This is a genomic window from Methylotuvimicrobium buryatense (assembly GCF_005931095.1).
Taxonomy (GTDB): Bacteria; Pseudomonadota; Gammaproteobacteria; order Methylococcales; family Methylomonadaceae; genus Methylotuvimicrobium; species Methylotuvimicrobium buryatense.
On the sequence record NZ_CP035467.1, the window covers coordinates 3,800,822 to 3,813,356 of the forward strand.

Below are 12,535 nucleotides of genomic sequence, written 5' to 3' on the forward strand. Positions count from 1 at the left end.
CTCGTTCAATACATGACTTCTTCGACTTCCGTTGCAGCCGTTTCCAGCCAAGGCGGAAAATCGTCTTGATAGTGTTGCCAAGCTTCGGCTCCCGCCGCGAGCTCTTCATCGGTCAATAAACAGGCATCGAGCTCGCGCCGAGTTTGTTCGGCATCGACATTCTGTCCGATGAACACCAATTCCTGGCGACAATCGCCGAACGGCGGCTGCCACTGCGCTTCGATATCGGCTTTATAGGCTTCGGGCCATTCGCTTTTCGGCACTGAAGCCCACCAGCGGCCTGCGCAACCGTGCTGCATGATGCCGCCGGCTTGCGACCAGGTACCGACCCATTCGGGCCGCGACGCGAGCCAAAAAAAGCCTTTCGAGCGCAATAATGTCCCGTTATTCCAATCGCCGTAGTGCAGATAGTCATAGAAACGCCCCGGATGAAACGGACGGCGGGCATGATAAACAAAACTGGCGATGCCGTATTCTTCGGTTTCGGGCGTATGCGCCCCGCGCATCTCTTGGAGCCAACCGGGTGCCTGCGACGCTTTGTCAAAATCAAATCTCCCGGTATTCAAAATTTTGGCGAGCGGAGCTTGTCCCATGATCATCGGGATAATTTCCGCATCGGGATTCAAATGCGTCAGTATTCCGGTCAAATTGGCCAGTTCGTCGCGGCTGATCAGATCGACCTTGGAAATCAGAATGACATTGCTGAACTCGATTTGATCGACCAAGAGATCGGCGATATTACGTTCGTCGTCCTCGCCCAATTCGGCTTCGACTTCCTTCAAGGATTGGGCTTCCATGTAATCACGCATGAAATTGACCGCATCGACGACGGTCACCAAGGTGTCGAGCCGCGCGACATCGGATAGACTGCGACCTTCTTCGTCACGAAACGTGAAGGTTTCGGCAATCGGCATCGGTTCGGCAATACCGGTCGATTCGATCAACAAATAATCGAAACGGCCTTCGCGAGCCATTTGTCCGACTTCAATGAGCAAATCCTCGCGCAGCGTACAGCAGATACAGCCGTTGCTCATTTCAACCAGTTTTTCCTCGGAACGGTTGAGTTCGATCTCGTTCTTGACCGTCGCGGCATCGATATTGACTTCGCTCATGTCGTTGACGATCACGGCGATCTTGAGATTGTCCCGATTGGTCAAAATGTGATTGAGCAGAGTGGTTTTACCGGCCCCTAAAAACCCGGACAAAACCGTTACTGGCAACTTGGATGGTGCGTCTTCGATAAACATTGGGAAGGTCTTTGTATTGAATTAATTGTTACAATATAACATATCTTTAAGATATCGCAATTTCAGTGTCGCTATAACAAGTCGGAAACCAAATCGATACCTTATCTCAATATTTGGTTTCAGGCTTGAAAGAGCCGCTCTCCCAAAAGCTGAGTCCTTTGAAAGCATGGACCGCGACAAAAGGCGCTTGCGCCGCTTTGAGCAACCAGTCGGCGGGAATCACATAATAATGGAAATCGTTGCCGTCCTTTCCGATAAAGGTCATCAAACCGACCAATTCGCCCGCTTCGTTAAAAATACCGCCGCCGCTGGCTCCTTGCATGAAACCGGCATCGATTTCGAGCACATGACCGGCACGATAGGGATGAAAGGCAACGATCGAGGCCGGCCTGGAGCGCATCCCTAAGGCGAAAGGATAGCCATACATGTAAACCGGCGTTCCAACCGCGAAGTCTGCGGATAAAGCCAGCTTCGCAGCAGGTAAAGGAATGGAATCGGTTTCGAGAATACAAGCATCCAATTCCGTCAGGGCGGCCTGTTTCAACACCGGATAAGCATGGCCCGATTTAAATAAGACGATTTGCTCCGCATTTCGCGTGACATGACAATTGGTCGCAACCTTGCCCGGCGCTATAATGACGCCGGATCCCATATAAGTTTTTCCGGCTGCATCTCGGGCGATCACTTTGACGACGCTGAGCGAAAGTTGCATGTCGGGCTCTATGGCACAAGCCTGGGACGAGCAAAAAAGCCCGATTGAAAACCAAAATAATCCGACACTTCGAATCCGGCTCATTTTTCCACCCGGCTAGCGTAAACGAATAGAACTCGGTCAACTGTTTCGACCTATCCTGGATTTTTTACCGCAAGAATGCTTAATGTCAATTAGATAAGGTTATTTCTGGTTCCCACGGTCCTCCGCTCATCGTTGTACATAAGTCAAAAATTACCGTTTTGCAATCTTAGCCAATAAGGCCAGAAATTCCCAATTTGGAGATCAAAAAGGGTGTGGGGTATGCTTGGCGAGGATGTCGGCAGCAGGGAGCTGCCGCCAAGCCCCCATGGATGGGTTTACGGCGTTCCTCGGCAGGCATACCCCACACCCTAAAATCGGCGAAACTGCTCAAACTGGGAATTGCTGCAATAAGGCCTCGATACCATTTTTTGTCGCCCAACGTTCCCGACTTCGAAATCGCGATCTGGGGATCGCTCCCACAGAGCATCCGGCCCCTTGTGGGAGCAACGCCTTCGTCGCGATTTCGAAGTCACTGATGTTCAATATCCGCAGATTTATCAAACAGCACCGTTTCCAGTTATACGATGACCTCTGTTTAGCAAGTTTACCGATATTTGTGCATAACGATGAGTGGTCCTCCTTGGGAATCCATGCTTTGGCTGCCGAAAAAGAATCGGTATGCATTCCCACGCTGGAACGATGGGAAAGCAGAAAAAGTGCGCAGTTTGTTTAGAACCATAATTCGAAGCAAATACGGCTTTACCGTCTAAAATGCGACGCGAATACCCAACTCCACGGCACGTCCGGCTTCAGGTGCGATATTGCGCAAATAAGACACCGAATTACGGATATCCTGATTCAGAAGGTTACTGGCTTTGACGAATAGCAAAACATCGGTTTCGTCTCCGGCAGCCACTCGGTAATTGGCTGTACTGTTCAACAACCAATAACTGGGCGTCTCCGTTTCGTTGTAACCCGGGTTTTCCTGTCTTTCGGCGCGCGTAATGCGCACATTCGCGGCCCAAGCCGTATGCTCCCACGAAAGCTGCATGCCGTAACGTAAAGGCGGCATTCGGGGAATATCGCTACCGTCGGTAAATTGTCCTCGCACGTAATCGCCGAAAAACTGACTGTCCAAATGTCCGTAACGCGTTTCCAGCAACGGAAAGGTCACTTGCGCTTCGAAACCTTTCAAAATCGCATCGCGCTGTTGCGCCCGGAAAACCGGCAAACACTCGTGATCATGATCGCATTCATCCTCGATTTCGCCATGATCTTCGTCGAAAAACTCGCCGGTTCTGATTTGCGCGATGTAATTGTTGACCCAGTTATGATAAAGATTGAAGTCGGCATGAACCCAGTCGCGCTCGAAATGCAGCCCCAATTCCAGATTATTCGCAGCCTCGACCGTAAGGCCTGCATTCCCGATATCGTAACTGTTGGTCGCCAAATGCGGGCCGTTGGAAAACAATTCCTGTACGTCCGGCGCGCGCTGAGCATGTGTAAACGACAACCGAACCGAGTCTTGATCGGTAAAATGCCAGAGCGCCGACGCCGAACCGCTGACCGGCGTATGCGTACTTTGATTTTGGCCGTCCGGATCGATGAATTGTTGCTCGACGCGTGCGCCGAATTCATAGGTCATCGGCCCTACATGAATGTCCTGAACCGTAAAAAATCCGAACGAATCGATATCGGAACGCGGCACGACCGCTTCATCGCCCTTTGCTTCGAATTCGCTATTTTTGGTTTGCACGCCGACCACGCCGTGATCGAACAGTAACCAAGGTTTTTGAATCAACTCAAGGCGGCTATCGAATCCGGTGTTGGTATAGACCGTGCCTTTTTCGCCGTTTTCCAATTCGGTATGCTGGTAATCGTTATAACCCAGCCGAATCCGCAAACTGTCGGCAAACCACACAGGGTCCTTGATCTCGCTTTTCATATCGTAACGGGTTTGTTTGAGATCGATACGCACGCGTTCGGGCATAGCATCTTCGTCTCCCTCGTCCTCATGATGCGCATGAGCACCCAGCGGCACCCCATAATTATTGTCGAGATGGTTGATGGAAAAGCCGATAAACCCGGGATCGCCGACAAAGGAAAAGCCTACGGTACCGGAACGAGCTCGCGTGTTCGAATTCAACAAACGCCCCCGATTATTAAAAGAATCTTCATCTTCATGGTCTTCATGGCTTTCGGCCTCGGCGGATTCGTCGACTGCCCAACCGGGTATCTGCATATCGATGCTTTCCCGGAACATGCCGTCCAGATGCCACGCAAAGAAATCCTTGCCGCCTTCCAATTTGAAAGCCGTGGTCTTGCCTTCGTTGACGAAGTTATAACGCTGCTCGGCCGCGCCCTCGATCATTTTATCCGGAACACGATCCGGAATGCGGTTGTCGATTACGTTAACCACGCCGCCGATCGCGCCGCCGCCGTAAAGTAGCGTAGCCGGGCCTTTCAATACCTCGATACGTTCGGCCCAAAAGCCCTCGGTGCTGTTCGCGTGATCAGGGCTTATCGAAGCCGCATCGAGACTGCCCAAGCCGTTTTGCAGAACTTGCGCTCGCGATCCGGTTTGACCCCGAATGACCGGCTGACCGACACCGGGACCGAAGGATTGACTATGAATGCCCGGCTCATTCTTCAAGGTATCACCGATCGTGCTGCCCGCTTTCAAACGCAATTCTTCGCCGCTCAAAATAGTCACGGGCAAAGCGGTATCGGAAGCCGATTGCGGCAAGGGTGAGCTGACGACGATTTTATCCAACATAATGGATTTCGAAGCTTTGTTTACATCGGAGGCATGAGCCACCGAAGCGAAGGGAGCTAACAATAATGTGAGTGATTTGCGCATGAGTTCAGACTGATCGGCAATTTATCGCGACAATTTCGTAATTTTCTCTGCAAAGCAGCAAAGAGATCCATAAAAAAAACAATAAGATACGTTATAGTGTAACGATCATCAAGTAGATTTTTATTTTGCCATCTGAGCTCAAACTCAAAATCGCTTTCGAAGGATTTCATCTCCTCCCCATTCGAATAAATCACCCTCCTGAAACCCGCCAATTCCTTAATTACGTTATAATAACGGCTCGTTTTTTCCAATTAATAAGGTCTTGTCATGTCTAAAACCAAATTATCGATCCTATTGCCGGTACTTTCGGTATTCGCTACCCAATTGACCGGTTGCAACACTCCCGCACCGAGCAAAGGCGATCTGATGATTAAACAAGGCGGCCCATTCATCGAAGCCGGCATTAAATGGAATGAAGGCAACCGCCTAGTCAAGGACGGCAATAAAAGAATTGCCGAAGGCCGCGATACAATTAACGAAGGCAAGAAAATAATTGCCCAGGGCGAACTTCAGGTCAAAGATGGCCAAAATATGATCGAACAAGGCAAAAAACTACTCGAAGAAGGCGAAAGGCTTTACCAAACCGGTCGACCGCAAGAAAGCGCTTATCCGTCTTACCCGGCGCCCCAACCTGCCGAGTCGATCGAAGTCTTTCCGTTGTCAGATTAATAAATCCCTGACAGCATGGGCCGAAACTTTTGGCCTTCACTGTTATGATAAGCATCTTCAAGTGCCGAAAAAGTCTCTGTCTCCCGGCATTGTTGCTTGTTTCTTGCAACGGCATCGCCGCTACGACACCTGAAAGCGAAAGCGGTTTTCAAGCCATGCTGCGCCGTCTGCTGCCGTTCGACGTCTTCGAACCCGATACGCCGGACATCGTCATTTCAGGCGTCAGCAGCGGGCAAAAAGCCAATGTGCGCGCCTTCTTGAGCCTATCGAAAGAAGCTTGTGACGCTCCACAATGGCGGATCAATCGCTTGTTCGCGCAGGCCGACACCGAAATCGACAAAGCGATGCGGGCGCTAGGCTACTATCACACCCGCGTCGAAAAAAACCTCGGCTTCAATGAAGACTGCTGGCAGGCCGAATTCAAAATCACCCGAGGCCCGCCGGTGCGCATCGAAGAACTCGCCATAAGCGTCTCGGGGGAAGCGGAATTTGATACGGCTTATAACCAATTGCTCGCAGGGAACCCCATCAAAACTGGTAACATTCTGCACCATGGACGCTACGAATCGTTCAAAAGCAGTTTTCAATCGCTCGCCCAGGAACGCGGCTATTTCGATGCCCGCTTTCTGGAAAGCGCGATCAGAGTCGATACCGAACGCAACAGCGCCAAAATCGTTCTCGACTTCGCTTCCGGACAGCGTTACTTCTTCGGTGAAGTCAAGATCGATCAGGACATCCTGAATCCGGACTTCGTCCAACGCTTTATCCCATTTGAAGAAGACGAGCCTTATTCGAGCCGAAAACTGGCCGACACCTACAACAATCTAACTGCGGGCGGCTATTTCAGAACCATAGAAATCCGACCTCGTATCGACGACGCGATCGATTTAAAAGTGCCGGTCGACATCGCGCTCTATCCTCAAAAGAAACACAGCTACGAAGTCGGCGTCGGTTACGACACGAATTTCGGCCCGCTGTTCAGCTTAGGTTATACCAACCGGCGGCTAAATAGGCGCGGACATACTTTCAACGCGGCCTTGGACCTGTCGCCGGTGCTGTCGACCGCGGAAAGCCGTTACAACATTCCGCTGCAACAACCGACCAGCGACTTTTTCAGTTTCGGCGCGGGATTCAAGCATGAAGAACCGGATACATTCACTTCGAATATGTTCAAACTATCGGCACAGCGTCAACGCATAGCCCCGAGCGGCTGGCAACAAATCGGCTTTCTGGATCTCGTTTACGAATCGTTCCGATCTGCCGATGTCGATGTCGATAGCAGCGCCTTGCTATTGATACCCGGCGTTCGCCTGCAATACACGCGCAGCAACTCGCCGATCCGACCCACCGAAGGTTACCATTTGAATTTTTCCCTGGCCGGCGCGCACGAATCGGTCGTGTCGACGCTGAGTTTCGTACAAGCCGGCGCTGGAGCGCGCTTGATTACTGGCGTGCCGTGGTCCGGGCGCTTCATCATGCGCGGCGACGTCGGCGCGAGCCTGGTCAGCAACTTCGACGATTTACCGACGACTTACCGTTATTACGCCGGTGGCACGCAATCGATACGAGGGTATGAATACAAGGAACTCGGCCCGACCAATGCGGCCGGACATGTGATCGGCGGCAAGATGCTATCCGTGTTGAGCCTCGAATACGAACAATTCATCGGCGATCAATGGGGTGTCGCGGCTTTTGTCGACGGCGGTAACGCGCATAACGATTTCGGCGATATCGACGTAAAAATCGGCGCGGGACTCGGCGTTCGCTGGATATCGCCGGTTGGACCGATACGGATCGATTTCGCGGTGCCGTTTCATGAATCAGGCTCGTCGTTTCAGGTGCATTTCTCGGCAGGGCCACAGTTGTGAACGCAAAGGCTATTTTCAAAGCGCTCGTGCTGACGCTGAGCGGAACGCTCTTGAGCCTGCCGATCGCACTGCTGGCGATACTCGGCAGCGAACCGGGCAGCCGTTGGCTGATACAAACTGTGATCAGCGCCGCCGAACTCGATGCCGAAGTAGAGCGCATCGACGGTACGCTGCTTAGCGAACTGACCCTGAACAAACTCGTCTATCTTAGCGAAACCGAACGAGTTACGCTGGACACCTTCATTTTCGCCTGGAGGCCCTCGGCATTGTTGAGCGGCACGCTGCATATCGACAGGCTTGCAGCGAACGGCTTATCGGTCGAGATAACAGACGAAGCGCCCGAGTCCGACGATGACGAGCCTTTTTCGATGCCGAACATTCCTTTGGCTATCCTAATCGATGATATCGACTTGCAAGCGACGCGTTTCCGAAGCGGCGAGCAAGACATTGCGATCGACCGCTTTCGCCTGCGCGCCGCCTTGATCGATAATACGTTGCGCCTGACCGGCCTCGCGCTGGAAATGCCGGAGGCAACCGTTTACGGGCGCGCGGAAATCGAACTTCAACCGCATTTTCCGTTATCGGCGCAATTGGCCTGGCAATTGAAACTACCGGAAACGCCGGCGATTGACGGTGAAATGACGGTGCTGGGCACGCTAAAGGAACTCATGCTGACGGGCCATGCCGAAGGCCCTTTTCAGTTTTATCATGAAGCCCGGCTCAATTTGGCCGAAAGTGTGCCGGTTTTTTCGGTCTCCGGCCGCTGGCAACGGTTGCAATGGCCGCTGGACGGCGAAGCCGATATTGTGAGCCCGGAGGGTGAGTTCACGATCGACGGCAACTCGGACGATTACCGTATCGATCTGGCCGCACAACTGTCGGCCGAGCAGGAATCGTTTGCGTTGCAATTGGCCGGCTATGCCGATAGCGATTCGTTGACGCTCGAACGGTTGGAACTGGCGCCGAAGCAAGGCCGCCTTACGTTGGCGGGCCGTGTGATATGGGCCGACGAACCGATCAGCGTAAATTTGACCGGCGACTGGAAAAAACTTCAATGGCCGCTGTCCGGCCCTCCCCAGGTCGAAACCGACCAAGGCCGTTTCGATTTGAGCGGAACCTTGGACGATTACCGAATCGATCTGACCGCCAAGCTGGCAATGGAACAATTGCCGCCGTTCGACGTGCTTTTCAATGGACAAGGCAGTACCGAAGCGATCGATATACATCAACTGTCTCTACGTCCGAAACAAGGACGGCTGGATCTGAAAGGCAAAGTTTCGTGGCGCGACGCGATAGATTTCGCGCTGGACCTGAATGCCCAACAGCTCGATCCGGGCGACTTTACGCCCGACATCAGCGGCTCATTGAATCTTCAAGCCGCTGCATCAGGACGCTTTGCCGAAGAACAATTGACCGCCACGCTCACTATCGAAAAACTGCACGGCACGCTTTTCGATAGCCCGATTCAAGGTCATGGCAAACTGGCTTTCGCCGAGCAACGCCTTACCATAGACCAACTGCTGCTGCAATCGTCCGAGAATCGCCTTACGGCCGACGGCATTCTGGCCGAAACCCGCTCCAATCTCGATTTTTCGATCGATGCACCCAATCTCGCGGCCGTTTGGCCGGGACTTTCCGGCTCGATCAAAGGCAGCGGCACCGTACGAGGCAACTACCTGGACCCTGCCGTCAAAGCTCAATTGAATGCCAACAAACTAAGTTACCAAGATTTCAGTATCGGCCTGTTGACGCTGAATCTCGACTATGCCGAAGCCTTGGGCCAACGTTCGCAACTCGACCTGGTTTTGCAAGGCGTAGAGTTGGACGGGCAAGCGATCGATGAATTAACGCTGCAAGGCTCGGGATCGTTAAACGATCACCGGTTCGACGCGAAATTGAGTTCCGAAATCGTCAAGCTCGATACCGTACTCAACGGCAGTTTACGAAATCAACGCTGGCTTGCGACGCTGGAACGTCTTGACATCGACCAAGCGCAAATAAAGCAATGGCGACTCGACCGACCTTGGCCGATTCGGCTGGATTTCGCCGGCGACGATATCGGTGTCAACCTGCCGCAAAATTGCTTCGTTCAGACCGGTGCGGCGATCTGCCTGAGCGCCGACGGCTCAATCGAGCGCCGCCTGAACGCCACTGCCGAATTGCGCAATATCGACTTGGCCATGGTTAAACCGTGGTTGCCCGAAAACTTGAGCCTCGACGGTGCGCTCAATGCCAACGCCAATTTCCTGAAACGAGGCGAACGCCTGACGGCCGATGCCGACGCCACGGTCGTAAATGCATCGCTACAACTTTCCCGAGACGGCGAGAAACCCCTTATTTTTGCTTTGTCCGAAACTCGGCTGAAAGCGCAATACGGTGATGAGCGGCTCGATGCCGAGTTGAGAATCGGATTGACCGGCCGGGACTTTATCAGTGCGCAAGTCAAAACCGCACCGCTCGCCGCAACAAACGCACAGTCTTTGACAGGCAACTTGCAAGCATCGATTGCCGACTTAAGCCTGATAGATCAGTTAGTGCAGGATATCGAAAATCTCAAAGGCCGGATCACGGCCGATCTGACCCTCGCCGGCGACACCGAACGACCGGCACTCAGCGGCCTGCTGCAACTCAGCAATGCCGAACTCGATGTGCCTGAAATCGGCATTCATCCGCACAACATCAACCTCAGATTATCGGGGCAGCCGGGACAGCCCGAACAGTTGACCTTGTCCGGACGCATCGATTCCGGCAAAGGATCGCTGTATCTCGACGGCACCTTCGATCTGAATCCGGAAGCCGGTTTTCCTGCTGAACTGACGATCACCGGCAGCGAATTCGAAATAGCTCGCTTACCCGAAGCGGAAATTAGCGTATCGCCGCGCTTGACGGTTAAACAAAGTGAGGCATCTGTTCAGGTCACCGGCGATGTCACCGTCGACAGCGCCGAATTGAAGCTAGTCGAACTACCGGAAACCGCGATTGCACCCAGCGCCGATGAAATCATCATCGGTCGGGAAATCGTCGAGGAAGTAGAGACTGCCTTGAACGTACAAACCGATATCGGCATCTTGTTGAGCGAACAGGTGCGTTTCTCCGGCTACGGCATGGATACCCGGCTGACCGGCAACCTCCGTTATACTTCCTCGCCCGGCACGCAACGCATGCAAGGCCGAGTTGCGATGCAAGATGCGAGATACAAGGCTTACGGACAGGATTTGACGATAACCAGAGGCGAATTTTTATTCAACGGGCCGGTGGACAACCCTTGGCTAAACATCGAAGCAACGCGTAAAGCCATCGGCGAAGATGTAACCGCAATATTGACCGTGACCGGGCCGGTCAAATCGCCGCAAACCAAAGTATCGAGCCGGCCGCCGATGCCGGAATCCGATGCGCTGGCCTATCTGCTGACCGGCCGTTCCTTGCAACGTACCGGCGAATCGCAAGCCAACATGCTAGCCAAGGCCGCAATCAACTACGGCGCAGGCGAACTTTCATGGCTCAGCAACCAGCTAGGCTTCGATCAGTTCGAGGTCGAGGAAGCCCAGCGTCTCGAAGACACCGCAGTGCGACTCGGCAAATACATTAATCCCGATTTATATCTGGGTTTTTCGTTAGGCCTGTTTTCCAATACCTATGCCGTCATTTTGGAACAAAAATTGAGTCAACATTTTAGTCTACAGACCCGAGCCGGCGAATCGCAAAGGCTTGACTTGAAATACCGCCTGGAAAAGGACTGATCACTACTTGAAGGTACCGTTATGAGAAGGTTAAATGCTTTGTTCATCCCGCTATTCGTCCAACTGCCGGTTCACGATGCCGACCTGAACCGCAAGCCGGTCAGCGTCTGGGAAGACATCCGCGAAAAAGGCAAGCTGATCGTTTTGACCCGCCACGCGCCGACGACGTATTACCATGGCGACGACGCCACGCAACAAGGCTTTGAATACGAATTGACACAGCAATTAGCACAATCGCTGAATATCGACGTCGAATACAAGGTCTACGACAATACCGCCGCGATCATGGCGGCGCTGGCGGCCGGCGAAGGCCATATCGCCGCGGCCGGATTGACCCGAAGCGAACTCAGCCCGAAACACTTCCAGTACGGGCCGAGTTACAAAACGGTCGAACAGCAGGTCGTCTGCAACAAACGCAGCAAACTGCCGAAAACCAACGAAGACTTGCTGAATCATTCGCTACTGGTCATTGCCGACAGCCGTAGCGATGAAAAACTGTCCGAAATCCAACAACACTACCCCGAACTGTCATGGCAAAGCACCTCGACGCTATCGACCGAGCAAGTTCTCGAACAAGTCAGCAACGGCGCGGTCGATTGCACGGTCGTCGAATCGAACATCGTTGCAGTCAACCGCCTGCATTATCCAAATCTAATCAACGCCTACACGCTGTCCGAGGAAAAGCTCGCCTGGGCATTGCCGCACAATTCCTCGAGCCTCAGGGTATACATCGAAGACTGGCTCGCACGCATACAAAGCGACTCGACGCTAAAAGCACTCAACGAACGCTATTACGGCTACGCCGAGCTCTTCGACTACCATGACGCGGCGGTTTTTTTCCAACGCGTCAAAAAACGTCTGCCCAAATACAAATCCTATTTCAAACAAGTCGCGGCCGACTACAACATTCCGTGGACGCTACTGGCAACCCAGGCTTACGGCGAATCGGAATGGAATCCCGACGCGGAAAGTCCGACCGGCGTACGCGGCTTGATGATGTTGACCAACACCACCGCCAAATCGCTGGGCGTCAATGACCGGCTCAATCCCAGGCAAAGTATCCGCGGCGGCGCGAAATACATGCAACAATTGCTGAAAAGAATTCCTCAGGAAGTCGCCGAAGAAGACCGCATCTGGTTCGCGATGGCTGCCTACAACATCGGTATCGCACACTTGCTGGACGCGCGCGAACTGGCTAGAAAAATGGGCAAAAACCCGAATGTCTGGGCCGATATCAAACAAGTGCTACCGCTGCTATCAGAAAGGCGCCATTTCAAAAACCTGAAATACGGTTATGCAGCAGGCAAGGATTCGGTTAAATACATAGACCGCATCCGGCTATATCACGACCTCCTCCGTAAAACGGAAACACCGGAGTCGGTTTAACCTAAAAAGAGCAGTTGGCATGTGATGTA

7 protein-coding genes are annotated in these 12,535 nt (G+C 52.9%); 4 read left to right on the forward strand and 3 right to left on the reverse strand.

Annotated features, from left to right (window positions below; genetic code table 11):
- Positions 1 to 5: 5 nt before the first annotated feature.
- The 3 genes from zigA to EQU24_RS16960 all read right to left on the reverse strand — a co-directional run bounded on the left by zigA (position 6) and on the right by EQU24_RS16960 (position 4,843).
- Complete coding sequence (gene zigA, locus EQU24_RS16945) at positions 6 to 1,247, reverse strand: zinc metallochaperone GTPase ZigA (protein ID WP_017842440.1); 1,242 nt, start codon at positions 1,245 to 1,247, stop codon at positions 6 to 8.
- 106 nt (positions 1,248 to 1,353) lie between these two features.
- Positions 1,354 to 1,959, reverse strand: a complete 606-nt coding sequence (locus EQU24_RS16950) for a S1 family peptidase (protein ID WP_017842439.1) — start codon at positions 1,957 to 1,959, stop codon at positions 1,354 to 1,356.
- A gap of 790 nt (positions 1,960 to 2,749) precedes the next feature.
- Positions 2,750 to 4,843, reverse strand: coding sequence for a TonB-dependent receptor (locus EQU24_RS16960; protein WP_017842436.1), 2,094 nt, complete (start codon positions 4,841 to 4,843; stop codon positions 2,750 to 2,752).
- Positions 4,844 to 5,110: 267 nt separating this feature from the next.
- On the opposite strand from EQU24_RS16960, the gene EQU24_RS16965 reads away from it, so the two are divergent.
- Genes EQU24_RS16965 through mltF form a run of 4 tightly spaced genes read left to right on the forward strand, consistent with a single transcriptional unit; the run spans position 5,111 to position 12,506 of the window.
- Positions 5,111 to 5,512: a hypothetical protein gene (locus EQU24_RS16965; RefSeq protein ID WP_017842435.1), complete on the forward strand. Its 402-nt coding sequence runs from the start codon at positions 5,111 to 5,113 to the stop codon at positions 5,510 to 5,512.
- Between the two features lie 44 nt (positions 5,513 to 5,556).
- Positions 5,557 to 7,380: an autotransporter assembly complex protein TamA gene (locus EQU24_RS16970; protein WP_138767203.1), complete on the forward strand. Its 1,824-nt coding sequence runs from the start codon at positions 5,557 to 5,559 to the stop codon at positions 7,378 to 7,380.
- Positions 7,377 to 11,120 (forward strand): translocation/assembly module TamB domain-containing protein, encoded by a 3,744-nt coding sequence (locus EQU24_RS16975; RefSeq protein WP_017842433.1) that lies wholly within the window; start codon positions 7,377 to 7,379, stop codon positions 11,118 to 11,120. The genes EQU24_RS16970 and EQU24_RS16975 overlap by 4 nt, the downstream gene beginning before the upstream one ends.
- Positions 11,121 to 11,141: 21 nt before the next feature.
- Positions 11,142 to 12,506 (forward strand): membrane-bound lytic murein transglycosylase MltF, encoded by a 1,365-nt coding sequence (gene mltF / locus EQU24_RS16980; RefSeq protein WP_017842432.1) that lies wholly within the window; start codon positions 11,142 to 11,144, stop codon positions 12,504 to 12,506.
- Positions 12,507 to 12,535 lie beyond the last annotated feature (29 nt).

Excerpts from the sequence above, each read along its gene's own strand:
- EQU24_RS16960 (WP_017842436.1), bottom strand. The coding sequence starts at position 4,843 with ATGCGCAAATCACTCACATTATTGTTAGCTCCCTTCGCTTCGGTGGCT.
- EQU24_RS16950 (WP_017842439.1), bottom strand. The coding sequence starts at position 1,959 with ATGCAACTTTCGCTCAGCGTCGTCAAAGTGATCGCCCGAGATGCAGCC.
- zigA (WP_017842440.1), bottom strand. The coding sequence starts at position 1,247 with ATGTTTATCGAAGACGCACCATCCAAGTTGCCAGTAACGGTTTTGTCC.
- EQU24_RS16965 (WP_017842435.1), top strand. The coding sequence starts at position 5,111 with ATGTCTAAAACCAAATTATCGATCCTATTGCCGGTACTTTCGGTATTC.
- mltF (WP_017842432.1), top strand. The coding sequence starts at position 11,142 with ATGAGAAGGTTAAATGCTTTGTTCATCCCGCTATTCGTCCAACTGCCG.
- EQU24_RS16970 (WP_138767203.1), top strand. The coding sequence starts at position 5,557 with ATGATAAGCATCTTCAAGTGCCGAAAAAGTCTCTGTCTCCCGGCATTG.